Annotated in this window: 11 protein-coding genes and 1 pseudogene; 9 read left to right on the plus strand and 3 right to left on the minus strand. The window is 71.2% G+C overall.

The features are described 5' to 3' along the window. Nucleotides 1-49: 49 nt before the first annotated feature. Nucleotides 50-502 carry a winged helix-turn-helix transcriptional regulator gene (locus tag ACFVDM_RS19880; RefSeq protein ID WP_383641240.1) on the minus strand — a complete coding sequence of 151 codons (453 nt, stop codon included), beginning with the start codon at nucleotides 500-502 and terminating at the stop codon, nucleotides 50-52. Between the two features lie 111 nt (nucleotides 503-613). Between ACFVDM_RS19880 and ACFVDM_RS19885 the strand changes: the two genes are divergently transcribed. Then, nucleotides 614-1945 (plus strand): MFS transporter, encoded by a 1332-nt coding sequence (locus tag ACFVDM_RS19885; protein WP_383641243.1) that lies wholly within the window; start codon nucleotides 614-616, stop codon nucleotides 1943-1945. A 26-nt stretch (nucleotides 1946-1971) separates the two neighbouring features. On the opposite strand, the gene ACFVDM_RS19890 is transcribed toward ACFVDM_RS19885, so the two are convergent. Beyond that, a complete protein-coding gene (locus tag ACFVDM_RS19890; RefSeq protein WP_383641246.1) occupies nucleotides 1972-3054 on the minus strand; it encodes a DUF5937 family protein in 1083 nt (360 codons plus the stop codon). Nucleotides 3055-3156: 102 nt separating this feature from the next. Here ACFVDM_RS19890 and ACFVDM_RS19895 point away from each other — a divergent pair, with 102 nt between their 5' ends. The 6 genes and pseudogenes from ACFVDM_RS19895 to ACFVDM_RS19920 all read left to right on the plus strand — a co-directional run. Continuing rightward, nucleotides 3157-4407, plus strand: a complete 1251-nt coding sequence (locus ACFVDM_RS19895; RefSeq protein WP_383641249.1) for an MFS transporter — start codon at nucleotides 3157-3159, stop codon at nucleotides 4405-4407. Between the two features lie 760 nt (nucleotides 4408-5167). Then, on the plus strand, nucleotides 5168-6190 hold the full coding sequence (locus tag ACFVDM_RS19900; protein WP_383641252.1) for a bifunctional DNA primase/polymerase: 1023 nt from the start codon (nucleotides 5168-5170) through the stop codon (nucleotides 6188-6190). Then, complete coding sequence (locus tag ACFVDM_RS19905) at nucleotides 6187-7725, plus strand: phage/plasmid primase, P4 family (RefSeq protein WP_383641255.1); 1539 nt, start codon at nucleotides 6187-6189, stop codon at nucleotides 7723-7725. The genes ACFVDM_RS19900 and ACFVDM_RS19905 overlap by 4 nt, the downstream gene beginning before the upstream one ends. Nucleotides 7726-7848: 123 nt before the next feature. Further along, the gene (locus tag ACFVDM_RS19910) at nucleotides 7849-8232 is read left to right on the plus strand and encodes a DUF6009 family protein (RefSeq protein WP_383641258.1); all 384 of its coding nucleotides are present in this window, start codon (nucleotides 7849-7851) and stop codon (nucleotides 8230-8232) included. 174 nt (nucleotides 8233-8406) lie between these two features. Then, the gene (locus ACFVDM_RS19915) at nucleotides 8407-9645 is read left to right on the plus strand and encodes a ParA family protein (protein ID WP_383641261.1); all 1239 of its coding nucleotides are present in this window, start codon (nucleotides 8407-8409) and stop codon (nucleotides 9643-9645) included. Beyond that, nucleotides 9642-10347, plus strand: a pseudogene (locus ACFVDM_RS19920) (ParB/RepB/Spo0J family partition protein); the annotation flags it as partial. The gene ACFVDM_RS19915 and the pseudogene ACFVDM_RS19920, both read left to right, overlap by 4 nt. Before the next feature lie 294 nt (nucleotides 10348-10641). Here ACFVDM_RS19920 and ACFVDM_RS19925 read toward each other — a convergent pair. Continuing rightward, nucleotides 10642-11403: an alpha/beta hydrolase gene (locus ACFVDM_RS19925; RefSeq protein WP_383641265.1), complete on the minus strand. Its 762-nt coding sequence runs from the start codon at nucleotides 11401-11403 to the stop codon at nucleotides 10642-10644. A 367-nt stretch (nucleotides 11404-11770) separates the two neighbouring features. On the opposite strand from ACFVDM_RS19925, the gene ACFVDM_RS19930 reads away from it, so the two are divergent. Then, nucleotides 11771-12070, plus strand: a complete 300-nt coding sequence (locus tag ACFVDM_RS19930) for a hypothetical protein (RefSeq protein WP_383641268.1) — start codon at nucleotides 11771-11773, stop codon at nucleotides 12068-12070. Between the two features lie 223 nt (nucleotides 12071-12293). Continuing rightward, a complete protein-coding gene (locus tag ACFVDM_RS19935; RefSeq protein ID WP_383641271.1) occupies nucleotides 12294-13874 on the plus strand; it encodes an MFS transporter in 1581 nt (526 codons plus the stop codon). Nucleotides 13875-13889 lie beyond the last annotated feature (15 nt).

Consider the following 13889-nt stretch of genomic DNA (forward strand, 5'->3'; position numbering starts at 1 on the left):
ACTTTCCCTCAGCGGGGACGAGAGACCGGCGAACGCGGCCCCGACCCGGTCACGGGGCGGACACCTTGTCGACGACCGTTTCGTCCGGGCCGACGGGGCGGCCCTCGGAGTCCAGGACCTCCAGCGGGCGCAGGGGCCTGCCGTGCCGGCGGTCGAGCAGTCGCGAATGGGGCTCCTCGGGCGCGAAGAAGTTCCCCTCGCCCCACTGCCGGAGTGCCACGATGACGGGGAACAGGGCGCGGCCCTTCGGAGTCAGCACGTACGCGCGGTAGGCGCTGCCGTCCTCGGCGGGGACCGATTCCAGGATCCCGCCGGCCACCAGGGAACGCAGCCTGGCCGTGAGGATGTTCTTGGCCACGCCGAGGCTGCGCTGGAAGTCCCCGAAGCGCCTGCTGCCGTCGAAGGCGTCGCGGACGATCAGCAGGGACCACCAGTCACCGATCGCGTCCACCGACCGCGCGACCGGACATTCGCTGTCGTCGAGACGCGTCCTGGTCACCATGGTTCCTCCCGCACATCCGACACACATTCTGGTTGCAACATGCTACCAACACGGCTACCGTCCCGTCATCAGAAGTAGTAGCAAGATGAAACCAGAAGGAGTGGGGTGCGGATGTCCTGCCAGGACGGAACCACGGACTGCCGGTCCGGAAAACGAACCGCGCACTCCGGGAACGGAATCGCGCACGAGGACGGCGACGGCGCGAGTGGGAGCAGACACGGGTACGGACCGGGGTTCGTCCTCACGCGCAAGGTCACCGTGCTGTTCGCCGTCGCTTCCGGGGCGACCGTGGCCAACGTCTACTTCTCGCAGCCGCTCCTGGTCACGATGGGCCACGACCTCTCCATGAGCCCGGGACTGGTCGGCAGCGTGGTGACCCTCACCCAGATCGGATACGGGCTCGGGCTCTTTCTCCTCGTCCCGCTCGGCGACACCACCGACCGCAGGAAGCTCGTCGTCGCCCAACTGCTGCTCCTCGCGGGCGCGCTGATCGCCGTGGCCGCCGCGGAAACGGCCGCGGTCCTGCTGGCCGCCATGGCCGCGACGGGGCTGTTCGCGGTCGTCACGCAGTCGCTGGTCGCGTTCGCCGCCTCACTGGCCCGGCCCGGGGACCGGGGACGCGTCGTCGGACTGGTCACCAGCGGCATCGTCACCGGCATCCTGCTCGCCCGCACCGTCTCCGGTCTCCTGGCCGACCTCGCGGACTGGCGCTCCGTCTACCTCGCCTCGGCCCTGCTGACCGCGCTGCTCGCCCTGGTGGTGTACCGCGTCCTTCCCCGGCACACCACTGACCGGCCCTCCGCCCTGCGCTACGGACAGCTCCTGCGCTCCACCGTCACCCTCTTCGCCCGTGAACCGTTGCCGCGTCTGCGGGCGCTGTTCGGCCTGCTCGTCTTCGCCGCCTTCAGCACCCTGTGGAGCAGCGTCGCCCTTCCCCTGAGCCGGCCCCCGTACTCCCTGTCCCACACGGCCATCGGCGCCCTCGGGCTGATCGGCGTGGCCGGCGCGCTGGCCGCCTCGGTGGCGGGACGGCTCAACGACCGCGGACACTCCGCGCGGACCACCGGCACGGCCCTCGCGCTGCTCACCGCCTCCTGGCTGCCGCTGTCCCTCACCCCGGGCTCGCTCTGGGCCCTGGCCGCCGGAGTGGTCCTGCTCGACCTCGCCGTACAGGCCGTCCACGTCACCAACCAGACCGTCATCTACCAGGTGCACCCCGAGGCGGGCAGCCGCCTCATCGGCGGATACATGATCTTCTACTCCGCGGGCAGCGCCCTCGGCGCCCTGGCCTCGACCTCGCTCTACGCCGCAGCCGGCTGGGGCGCCGTCTGTGTCCTGGGTGCCGCGTTCAGCGGTCTGGGCCTCCTGCTGTGGGCCGTTACGCGCACCAGGGTCCCGCAGACGCGGGCCTCCGGGCTCCGCGCCTCGCACCCGAAGCCCTGAGAGAGCGCGGCCCGCCCGTGCCGCGCTCAGCGCAGCACCGCCGCCAGCAGGTCCGTACCCAGCGCCGACAGGTCGGACAGGTTCAGGGAGTAGCGCACATAGCGGCCGCGCCGCTGCGCCGTCAGCAGACCCGCCCGGCGCAGAACGGCGAGGTGGCGCGAGACCTCCGGTGGTGAGAGCTCCCAGAAATGGGCCAGTTCGCCATTGGTGTGCGGGCCCCGGGCGAGCGTGCGCAGCAGCCGCAGCCGCACCGGATGGGCCAGCGCCTCCAGCCGCAGGGTGACGGTCTCCAGGGACACCGGACCGGCCGGTGCCTCCGCCACCGGGTACTGCAGCACCGGATGCCATCCCGGCGTGTGCACGGCCACCAGATGGGGGCGGCCGAAGACGCTGGGAATGAACGTGACCGGCGCGCCGCGGGCCGCGGTCGCCTTGTCCTGGACCTTGTCCACCACGATGTGGTCGCCGTCCGGTGCCAGGGCGACCGCTCCGGAGACGGAGGCCAGCGCCGCTGCCGGACCCTGCCGCCTCAGCAGTTCGTTCTTCAGGCGCAGATCGGCCGCGAGCCGTTGCACCACGCCCGCCCACGCCTCGTCGAAGAACGCCTCCCCGCACGCCTCAAGGGTCTCCCGGACCCTGGCACGGACCGCCGCCGGATCACTGAGCAGCCGTTCCGCGAACGCCTCCTGGAGACCGCCGCGGGCCTGGGCCACCTCCAGGGCCTTCTGGCGCGCCGCCGCGTCGGTCAGGGGCGAGGACCCGGTGAAGTGGACCCGGTTGCTGCCGCACGTGGTGACGAGGGCGGCCCTCACGTACGTCTCGTCGTCGAGCCGGTCCACCTCGTCCAGTTCCTCGGCGAGCGTCCTCCGGGGCCGCGCGGGGATCAGGAAGTCGGCCTGCGAGGACCGCCACAGGAACTCCGCCTCCCGCAGCCGCTCGGCCAGTTCCGGGCGCAGCCCGGCCCAGGTGTCCGCCGCCCATCGCGCGTAGTGCGGGTGGTGGACCGGCTCGGCCAGCACGTGGAGCATCGCGGTCAGTTCGGCCAGCGGGGACGCGGCGAACCGCACCCGTTCGGACGGCAGACCGCTGATGTCGATCCTCAGCGTCATCCCCCCATCATCACGACCCGGAGGGCCGGTGGGCGGTGTCGGTTGACGCACATCGTCAACCGACACCGCCGGACGTCCGCCCCGGGCGCACCGTCTGACTCCATGACGACCACCACCGCCGTTTTCCGGCCACGCTCCCTCGTCCGCGCCTCGGGAGGCCCCCGCTATGCCGTCGCCCTGGCCGTCGATGCCCTCGGGAGCGGTCTGCTGCGGCCCTTCCTGCTGCTGTACGGCATCACCGTGCTGGACCTGTCCGCGCCGGTCACCGGTCTCGCCATGACCGCGGGCATCGTCGCCGGACTGGCCTGCATGCCCGCCGTGGGCCGCTGGCTGGACCACGGTGCCCGCAGTTCGGTAGTGGCGGCCTCGATGCTCGTACGGGTGCTCGGCGCCGTCCTGCTGCTGGCCGCGCCCTCCGGCCAGGTCTGGTTCTTCGCGGTGGCGGCGCTGTTCCTCGGCATCGGCAACCAGGCGTGGCCGGCCGCCCATGCCGCGCTCGTCGCCACCCTCGCCCACGGCCGGGAACGCGACAACGCCCTCGCGGCCGGACGGGCTCTGCGCAACGCGGCCCTGGGGGTCGGGGCGCTCCTGGCCACCGTCTGCCTGGCGGGCGGTGCCACCGCTCTGCGGGCCATGGCGGGCGCCACCGCGCTCGCCTACCTCGCCGCTGCCGCACTCGCCCGGTCGGTCCGGGTACGGGCCCGTCCGGCGGGTGTTGCCCCGGCCGAGGCGACCGGGGCAACACCTCCTCCCCGGATGGGCACCCTGCTCGCCGCCAACGTGATGTACGTGTTCTGCCTCAACGTGCCCGAGATCGCCCTCCCCCTCGTCCTGGTGACGCAGCTGCACGCCTCCTCGGCCTGGCCCGCCGCCGTGTTCGTGGCCAACACGGTGCTCGTCGTCACGCTCCAGGTGCCGGTCACCGTCCTGATGGGGCGCTTCCCCCGCCGGACCGTGCTGGCCTTCTCCGGTGTGGTGCTGACGGTCTCGTACCTGGGCTTCCTCGTAGCGGCCTCGCTCGGCTCCGGCTGGGCCGTCCCCGCCGTCGCGGCGGTGTCCGTGGTCTGCACGCTCGGCGAGATCCTGTACGCGGGGAGCGCGACCGCCCTCGTGACCGTTCTCGCCCCCGAGCGGATCCTGGGCCGCGCGCTCGCCCGTTTCCAGCTGTCCACGGGCTTCGGCCTCGCCGTGTCACCGGCCGTCATCAGCGCGCTCGCACCCCGGGGTCCGGCGGTCCTGTGGGGCGCCCTCGCAACCGGAACGCTCCTCTCCGCGACGGCCGTGGCCCGGGAGAAGGAACAGGTCGCGGCACCTCCTCGCAGGCGAACGACTGAAGATGACTCGAACATGTAGCCGTATCAACTCATCCATCGGACGCCCTCGGAGTGGCACCCCACCGGAGGGACTGAAGAACGGGGACCGAAGGCCGCGCTTCGGTCCCTTTTCAGTCCCTCCAACAAAACCGCAGGTCAGAGCGGTGCACCGTTCAAGAGGGAGGGTCCGAAGGGACTGAAGGGACTCAACTTCCCTGTTCCAGCGATTACGGGTGCGTGTGTATGCGTACGCGCGTGACAAACCCCCCTTATACGTATGTATTTACCCCTCGTTTCTCTGAGCCGTTCATAACTACGGACTCTCAGTCCCTTCAGTCCCTCGGTTTTGGCGTCAAAACGCTCTGACCTGGGCTTTTACCGGAGGGACCGAAGAGGGACCGAAACGGTCCAGTCCCTCCGTTCTCCGTTCAGTCCCTCCCGTCGGTCCCCCCGGCCGCCGGATTCGGCGCGTGTCGCCGACACGCCCGGCCCGGATCCCCCTTGAGAGTGATGCGGGTGCCGCCGCGTTCGCGTAGCACTGGGTACGGGAGGGACTGAAGGGACTCGCGGAGGAAACACTCCCTCACTCCCGGAGACTGCTGTTGTAGGCTCTGACCCGATTGGAAAACTCAGTCCCTTCAGTCCCTCTGCCCGGCAGCCGAACTGCCGTGACCTGCGCCTTTCTTCCAGAGACTGGCAGGGACTGAACAACCTGTTGGCCCTCGGCAAGGACGATCAGCGTGCCGCGTCAAAGCGAGACCAGTGGCCCGCGTGCAGCGGGAGCCACGAGTCCCTTCGACATGGCCCGTTGGTGCGCGGGCAACGGCTGGCCCGTCCACCCGCTGGCCGCCGGGCGCAAGACGCCCGCGGGCAACTGCCCGGCCTGCCGCCAGGAACCGCACCGCCCGCAGGACTGCCCCTGCCTCCCGGCCGGCCGGTGGTGCCACGGCTTCCACGCGGCGACCACCGACCAGGAACGGCTGGCGGCCTGGTGGGGGGTCAATCCCGCACTGGGCGTCGGGGTCTCGTGCGGACCGGCCGGTCTCGTGGTCCTGGACGTCGATGCCCACAGCGCCGAAGTGCCGCACCGCGACCGGCTGCTGCCGGGCATCCCCATCCACGACAGCGTCGACCTGGCCGGACTGGCCTCCGGCTTCGACACCCTGGCCCTCCTCGCCGCGCTGCGAGGGCGGCCGAGCCCGGCGGACGACGCGTCGACCCTGCGGGTCCGTACGCCTTCCGGAGGGCTCCACGTCTGGTACCGCACGGACCCCGGCGGGCCGTGCTACCGGTCGTCGGTCGGCTCCAGTCCCAAGGTCGCCCTCGCCTGGCAGGTCGACGTCCGCGCGGCCGGCGGCTACATCGTCACCCCCGCGACCCGCACGCCGGCGGGTACGTACACGCCGGTCGGCCCGGCCCGCTTCCCGGCCCCGCTGCCCGACTGGCTCGCCGCCGAACTCTGGCGCACCGGCCATACGCCCCGTCAGAGCCCGCTCCAGCTCCCCGCACCGCGTCCCAGGCCCCAGACCGCCTCCAAGGGCTCCCAGCGCGCCCAGAGGCTGCTGGAGCCCCTTCTCGGGGCGGTCGCGGGCTGCGCGTCGGCAGCCGAGGGGACGGCGTTCACGGAGAAGCTGAACCGGGCCGCGTACACCGCAGGAGGGCTGGTCGCCTCCGGGCACCTCTCCGAGTCCGAGGCGCGGGCCCTGCTCGCCGCTGCCGCCGACGCCGCGCGCCCGCACCGCAGCCGGCACAGCCTGACCGTCATCGCCTCCGCCCTGTCCGCCGGGGCAGCCCGCCCGTTCCCTCTCGAAGGACGCCCATGAGCAGCGCCGAGAGCAGCCCGCGCTTCGACGCCACGGCCGCCGCGCAGCAGATGCTCGCCCTCGAAGCGGAGGGGGGCCTGCCCGGCTTGCCCGCGCAGCAGAACGCCACCGTGGTCAACGAGCCCGCCCCGGTGTCCGGGCGGCTGCCCGCGCTTCTCACCGACCGGGGCAACGCCAAGCTGTTCGCGGTCATGTTCGGCGACCAGTTCCGTCACGTCGAGGGGCTGGGCTGGTACCACTGGGACCAGTACCGCTGGAAGCGCACCGGCGGCGAGAAGGCCGCGGTCTGGGCGGCGGGCGACCTGGCCGAGCAGATGCCCGCCACCGACCCCAGCGGCCAGTACAGCGACCGCGAACTCGCCGCCCACCGGCGCCGTTCCATGTCGACGCCCGGCATCAAGGCCATGCTCACCCAGGCCAAGGCCTCCCCCGCGCTCGCCCTCGACCCCGATGTCCTGGACGGCGACCCGTACGCGCTGTGCACCCCCGCCGGGGTCGTCGATCTGCACACCGGGCGGCTCCACAAGCCCGACCCCGAGGGCGACATGCACTCCCGGGCCACCAGCGTGGCTCCCGAGGCGACGCCCACCCCGCGCTGGCACCGCTTCCTCCACGACACCTTCGGCGACGACGCCAAGGGTGAGGAGACCATCCACTTCCTGCACCTGCTGCTCGGCTACTCCGTCACCGGGGACGTGGGCGCGCAGGTGCTGCCCTTCCTGTATGGGACCGGCGCCAACGGCAAGTCCGTGCTGCTGGACGTGATGACGCAGATCCTCGGCGACTACGCGCAGGCGGCGCCGCCCGGCTTCCTGATGGAGAAGGGCAAGTTCTCCGAGCACTCCACCGAGCTGACGGAACTGCACGGGCGGCGCATCGTCGTCTGTTCGGAGCTGAAGCCGAACGACAAGTTCGACGAGTCGCGGGTGAAGCTGCTGACCGGTGGCGACCGGATCATGGCCCGCCGGATGCGGCAGGACTTCTTCAGCTTCAACCCCACGCACAAGCTGTGGCTGCTGGGCAACCACCGCCCCGAGGTCGGTACGGGAGGCCACGCCTTCTGGCGCCGCATCCGGCTGATCCCCTTCGAGCGCGTCGTCCCCGCCGCGCGCAAGATCGACAACCTCGCCAAGGAGCTGGTGCAGAGCGAGGGGTCCGGCATTCTCCAGTGGCTCATCGAGGGAGCCCAGCTCTATCTGGCCACCCGCGACCCGCTCGACGGACCCGCCACCGTCCGGTCGGCCACGGCGGCCTACGCCACGACCGAGGACCACATCGGCCGGTTCCTCACGGAGTGCTGCACCACGGCCGCCCCGGACCTGAGGGTGGAGCAGGGCCTGTTGTACGCGGCGTACTGCGGCTGGTGCAGCGCCGGTGAGGGCATCCGGCCGGCGACGGCCCGTGCGTTCGCGACCCGGGTCCGCCAGGAACTGTCCCTCGCCTCGCCCGCCGACATGATGAAGTCCAGCGGCAAGAAGTACTACCCCGGCCTCGGGCTCCTCGCCGACGAAGACTCCAGGACCGGCCATGTCTGACCCATGCACCCGGCGGGCACCCGCCGGCCCGGCCTACCATGGACACGGTGCCCCCACCCGGGAACGTGCTCACACCCACCCCGGCCTTCTCCCGGCCGGCCGAACGACAAAGGGGCTGCAGCCATGAGCTCGCTGCTGAACGAGAGCGACCTCCACCACGAGAGCGCCGTGGTCTGGCTGGAGAACCCCGACAACCTCGACTACGTACGCCAGGCCCTCGACAAGACGACCCGGCGTCGCGGCAAGCCCCGTTACGAGCGGGACGGGCGCATGGTCGGCTACACCGAGCTGGAGGCCCACACCGAGGCCGACCCCGACAGCGGACTGCATCTGCGCCGGGTCTTCTTCCTGCTCCCCCACGACCGCGACGCCGACCCCGACGGCCCGTACCACGAGGGTGCCCCCGGCGAGGCGGTCGACCCGAGCACCATCGAGCCCAAGCGGGTCGGGGACAAGACCCCCCGCTCCCAGCGCGGCCTGGCCGCGACGGCGGACGTCGCCAACTGAGGGGCGCCGGGGAACGCAACGGCTGAGGGCGGGCTATTACGACGTAATAGCCCGCCCTCAGCCGTTGCGTCGTTCCGTCCCCGGGTCCGCCCACGCGGCTCTGGCCGATTGAGGACTGTCACAACTAACGCCTCGATGACTTGACATGCTTGGAGAGTTAGTAAGCTGACTCCCATGACTCCGTCCTCCCCCGGCGACCGCGAGAAGGTCGTCTCCAAGCTGCCCCCTGTGCTGCAGCAGGATCTGAAGGTCCGGGCCGCCCAGTACGACATCGACATCCAGCACGCCGTCGAGGCCGGCATCAAGGCCTGGCGGCGACTCGGTTCGAATCTGTCCCCCATCGACACGGCCGGGGCCAAGTCCTTCGCCACGTTCCTCCCTGACGGGCAGTGGGACGCGTTCCGCGCGGACTGCGCCGCGCGCGGGGTATCGCTCATCCAGGGGCTCGCCCAGTCCGTCGTCATGTGGCTGGAGACCAACCCGGCGCCCACCACGGTCCGTCCCGAGCACCCCAAGCGCATCATCACCTGCAACCAGAAGGGCGGGGTCGGCAAGACGGCGATCGCCGCCGGGACCGGCGAAGCGCTGGCCGAGGACGCCGACGCGCTGCACCCGGTCCGCATCTCCAAACACTTCGCGGCCGCGCTCTCCGGGAACGACGAGGCCTCCTCCCCCGACCACGAGGACCTTCCCGGACTCGGCATGCGCGTCCTCCTCGTCGACTTCGACCCGCAGAGCCACCTCACCAAGCAGCTCGGCCACCAGCCGCTGCCCCTGGAGGGCGACAGCCTCACCAAGCACATGGCCGGCGAGGCGATGGGCCGCCTCGCCGACCTCGTCGTACGGATCGAGGACCCCCGGTTCGGCGACCGCCTCCACCTGCTGCCCGCCTGTACCGACGCCTTCCTCCTCGATGTGAAGCTGTCGGGCGTCCGGGCGCGCGAAGCCGCCCTGGAGCGGGCGCTGTCCGCGATCGAGGGCGACTACGACGCCGTCATCATCGACTGCCCGCCCAGCCTCGGGCTCAGCATGGACGCCGCCGCGTACTACGGCCGCCGTCGCCAGGGCGAGGCGCCGGGCAACTCGGGCGTCCTCGTCGTCGTCCAGGCCGAGGACAGCTCCGCCGACGCCTACGGGCTCCTCACCTCGCAGATCGAGGACCTCCGTACCGACATGCACCTCGAACTCGACTACCTCGGCATCGTCGTCAACCACTACGACGCCCGCCGCGGCTACATCGCCACCTCCTCGCTCAGCTCGTGGATGGACATCAAGGACCCCCGGGTCGTCGGGGTCATCGGAGACCTCAAGGAACAGAAGGAGGCCGTACGCGTGAAGCAGCCCCTGCTCGCCTACTCGCCCCGCTGCGACCAGGCCGTCGGCCTGCGCGCCCTCGCCCGGGAGATCTCATGAGCAAGGCATCCCGGCTCGGCGCCGGGGCCTCCTTCGGCCAGACCCGGTCCATCAGCGCCCGCCGCGCCGCCATCAACGAGGTCACCGCCGCCCCGACGGAGGGCGCCCCGCCCCCGGTCGACCTGCCCCTCGACGTCATCAGCCTGAACCCCGACAACCCGCGCTCCGACCTCGGCGACCTGACCGACCTCGGCAACAGCCTGCGCGACCACGGGCAGAAGACCGCCATCAGCATCATGGGCCGGTTCGCCTACCTCGAAGGCAACCCCGGGCGCGAGGACGATCTGGAGCCGGGCACCCGGTACGTCGTCATCGACGGCAACTCCCGCCTCGCCGCGGCCCGCGACGCCGGCCTCACCCGCATCAAGGTGATGCTCGACGACAGCCTGGGCGGCAACGCCGACGAAATCCTGGAGTCGGCGCTCGTCGCCAACATCCACCGCCAGGAGCTCAACCATCTCGACGAGGCCAGGGCCCTCGAACAACTGCTGGGCATCCACGGCACCCAGGAGGCCCTGGCGGCCCGGCTCCACCGCTCCCAGGGCTGGGTCTCCCAGCGCCTCGCGCTGCTGACCCTGACACCCGCCCTCAAGGAGAAGCTCCAGTCGGGCGAGGAGTCCGCCGCCAATCTGCGCCTGGTCGGCAAGAAGAAGCCCGAGGAGCAGGAGGCCCATCTCCAGCGCCTGAAGGCCGCCCGCGCCAAGAAGACCGGTGCCGCCGGGGAACCGCGCCCCGCCGCCGCGCCCGCCCCTCTGCCCTCGGCCGATCCGCACGTCCTGACCGCGCTCATCATCGCGCAGCTCGACGTACCGGCCCGGCGCAAGCTCACCGAACTGCTCGTCGACTACAAGATCGAGGAGTCGAAGCGGATGAGGGCCGAACAGGCGGAGGGGGCGGTGTCCGGGGCGTAGCGCGGTCCCGCCGTATTACGGCGTAATACGGCGGGACCGCCCCGGGGTGATGCCGCCGGGGACCCCGGGCCGAAGGCCGGGAGCGCTACGGCACGGACGGGCCGGACGGCTTCAGATGCCGGGTGAAGAACTGGGCCGCCGCCTCCCCGGCGTGCTGCGGGACTCCGGTGTGGCCGCCCATGTTGGCGTTCAGGGACTTCTCCTCGGAGCCGAAGGCGTCGAAGAGGTCCAGGGACGCCTGACGGTCGTTGCCCTCGTCGTCCCACTGGAGCAGGACGTGCAGCGGAATGGTGACCCGCCTGGCCTCGTCGAACATGACGCGGGGCACGAGGCTTCCCGCGAACAGGCCTGCGGCGACGATGCGCGGTTCGACCACCGCCAGGCGGATGCCGATGGAGATCACCCCGCCCGAGTAGGCGACCGGACCGCCGATCTCGGGCAGCGCCAGGCAGGCGTCCAGCGCGGACTGCCACTCCGGGACGGCCTGGTCGACCAGGGGAAGGACGAGCGCGTCGATCATCCCGTCGGTGACCGGCCCCCCGGCCTGCATGGCCCGGCGCAGGTCGGCACGGGCCTCGTCGAGCGCGGGCAGGGCGGGCCGGACGCCGCATCCGGGGAGTTCGACGGTGGCGGTGGCGAAGCCCTGCGCCGCGGAGTACCGGGCGCGGTCGAGCAGCCGGGGATACATCCGGCCGAGGCCGAGCGTCGGGTGGCCGAGGAGGATCAGGGGCACCGGGTCGCAAGCGGACGCGGCTTCGGGCGTCCAGAGGATGCCGGGGATGTCGCCGAGGAGGAATTCGCGTTCGAGGACACCGTCGTCGAGACGCTGCTCGGAAGTGAAACGCATGTCGTGCCTTTCGGGAGTGCACTGGAACGGCGCTCCCGGACGACCTGCTCTATCGCCCGACCGTGACCCCGGAGGGGAGCACCCATGTCATTACTGTGTTCACGGGTACCACCTCCTCGTTGTCTCGCACGGCCTCCGGGAATGTATCAGGGGGCGGCGCCGGCCCGGCGAACCGGGCGGCCCCGGAGGCCGCCCCGGACGAGGGTCCGGCGAAACGCCATCGTCCCCGGCCGACGGCTCCGCGCCGACCCGGCCGGAAACGGCACCCCGTGACGCGCTCCCGGGGGGGCGCGTCCGCGGAGGCGGTACGTAGGGTGTCGCGGGTCGAGGGGCGTCGATCCCGGGGGGACCAGTGGGCCGCAGCAGCATGCCGATCGAGAACAATACGGGCACCGTGCTCTGCCTTTTCCTCGAACCGTACTGCGAGGACTTCTGGATGAAACCGGGCGAGAAACTCACCGTCCGTTCCGAGGCACCGGGCATCGACGTCTGGTTCGACACCTACATCTCCAAGGGCTGCATCACCGTCTGGCTGTACGAGGACGGCGACGGATACAAGATCGTCAGCGATTACGTGGTCGTCGACGCGAACGGCACCCGGCTGGATTCCGGATACCAGCGGCCCGACGGCCAGCGCTGGTCGGCTGCCGGCCCGATCATCGAATGACCCGGCACGGGCCCCGGTCCGGTATGTCCGTGAGGCATGGATTCCCCTGGGATGCAAATGCTCCGGAGGGCACACGAATACGCGGAATGCAAATATCGCGCAGGGCATGAATTCTCTTTCGCCGCAACGTTCCTGACGAAAAAACAAATCCTTGACGGCGCCGCCGGAATTTGTTTATGGTCCAGCCGTTCACGTTTTCGTCGATCGGAATGCGAAGGTATTCATGACAGAGTCCCCGACCCTGCGCACGTCCCGGCAGCGGCTGATCCTCGCCGTACTGATGGTGTGTTCGTTGTTGATCTGGCTGGACAACACGGTTCTGAGTACGACGCTGGAGACGCTGGCCGACCCGGGGCGCGGGCTCGGGGCGGATCCCGGTCAGCTGCAGTGGGCGACCGGTGCGTACACGCTGGCGTTCGCGACGCTGATGTTCACCGCGGGCGCGCTGGGCGACCGGTTCGGGCACCGGACCGTGTTCGCCGCCGGGCTGCTGGTGTTCGCCGCGGCCTCGTGGTGGGCGGCGTACGCGGGCGACGCGGGGCAGTTGATCGCGGCGCGGGCGGTGATGGGCGTGGGCAGTGCGCTGATCACGCCGGCCACCATGGCTCTGCTCATGTGGACGTTCACCGGACCGGCGCGTGCCGCGGCGATCGGGATCTTCTCGACGTCGGCGGGGGTCGGAATGGCGGTCGGTCCGGTGCTGGCCGGATTCCTGCTCGATCGTTTCTGGTGGGGCTCGGTCTTCCTGATCAATGTGCCGGTCGCGGTGGTGGCGCTGGTGGGACTCGTCGTACTGGTGCCGAATTTCCGCAGCCCGACCCGGCGGCCGCTGGATCCGGCGGGGATGCTGCTGTCGGCCGCCGGGCTCGTCGCCCTGGCCTACGGGCTGATCCGGGCGGGGCAGGTGTCCGCGTGGACGCGTACCGACGTCTGGGCGCCGGTCGTCGCCGGTCTGGTGCTGCTGGCCGTGTTCGTGGTCGTCGAACTACGGGTCAGGGCTCCCGGCTTCGATCCGCGCCTGCTCGCCCGGCGCGTGTTCGGGGGCGGGAACGCGGCGCTGGGACTGCTGCTCTTCGCGGTGGCCGCCGTCACCTTCTACAACGCCTTCTATCTCCAGGGGGCGCTCGGGTTCTCGCCGATGAAGGCAGGGCTGGCCAATGCCCCGACGGCGGCCGGTGCGCTCCTCGGAGCGCCCCTCGCCACCCGTCTGGTACGCCGCTTCTCCCTGCGTCCCGTCGTGGTTCCGGCCATGACCGCGGCCGCGCTGAGCATGGGCGGATACGCGTTCCTGGGGCTTCAGACGCCCCTTGTCGCGATCGAGATCCTGCTCCTGGTCCAGGGGTTCGCGGTCGGCATCGTGATCGGCCCCGTCACGGCCGCGCTGGTCGGCAACCTGCCGCTGGAACAGGCCGGTTCGGGTTCGGCCGTCACCAACACCGTGCGGCAGACCGGCAGCGTGATCGGCCTCGCGGTGGGCGGCACCCTCATGTCCCTCGCCTACCGGCAGGCCGTCGAGCCCTCGCTGACGGGCGTACCCGGCCCGGTACGGGAACAGGCCCTGGTCTCCGCCGAACAGGCCCGCCACGTCGCCGCCTCCGTCCACCGGCCCGCACTGGCCCAGGCCGCCGACCACGCCTTCATCCACGCCATGCACGTCGGAGCCGTCTGGATCGCGGGCATCGCCCTGCTCGGAGCGGTCGTACTGCTGGTGGCGCTGCCTTCCGCCGGAGCCGGCGGGGCAGGCGGTGGGACGAGGCGGAGTGTGCCGCGCACGGACCGTGAAGCGGCCCCCAGTTCCGTGTGAGTCCGGGCGCGGACA

Source organism: Streptomyces sp. NPDC057682, from assembly GCF_042799575.1.
Taxonomy (GTDB): Bacteria; Actinomycetota; Actinomycetes; order Streptomycetales; family Streptomycetaceae; genus Streptomyces.

Coding starts and splice junctions, on each gene's coding strand:
- ACFVDM_RS19880 (WP_383641240.1), bottom strand. CDS start 502: ATGGTGACCAGGACGCGTCTCGACGACAGCGAATGTCCGGTCGCGCGG.
- ACFVDM_RS19885 (WP_383641243.1), top strand. CDS start 614: ATGTCCTGCCAGGACGGAACCACGGACTGCCGGTCCGGAAAACGAACC.
- ACFVDM_RS19890 (WP_383641246.1), bottom strand. CDS start 3,054: ATGACGCTGAGGATCGACATCAGCGGTCTGCCGTCCGAACGGGTGCGG.
- ACFVDM_RS19895 (WP_383641249.1), top strand. CDS start 3,157: ATGACGACCACCACCGCCGTTTTCCGGCCACGCTCCCTCGTCCGCGCC.
- ACFVDM_RS19900 (WP_383641252.1), top strand. CDS start 5,168: ATGGCCCGTTGGTGCGCGGGCAACGGCTGGCCCGTCCACCCGCTGGCC.
- ACFVDM_RS19905 (WP_383641255.1), top strand. CDS start 6,187: ATGAGCAGCGCCGAGAGCAGCCCGCGCTTCGACGCCACGGCCGCCGCG.
- ACFVDM_RS19910 (WP_383641258.1), top strand. CDS start 7,849: ATGAGCTCGCTGCTGAACGAGAGCGACCTCCACCACGAGAGCGCCGTG.
- ACFVDM_RS19915 (WP_383641261.1), top strand. CDS start 8,407: ATGACTCCGTCCTCCCCCGGCGACCGCGAGAAGGTCGTCTCCAAGCTG.
- ACFVDM_RS19925 (WP_383641265.1), bottom strand. CDS start 11,403: ATGCGTTTCACTTCCGAGCAGCGTCTCGACGACGGTGTCCTCGAACGC.
- ACFVDM_RS19930 (WP_383641268.1), top strand. CDS start 11,771: ATGCCGATCGAGAACAATACGGGCACCGTGCTCTGCCTTTTCCTCGAA.
- ACFVDM_RS19935 (WP_383641271.1), top strand. CDS start 12,294: ATGACAGAGTCCCCGACCCTGCGCACGTCCCGGCAGCGGCTGATCCTC.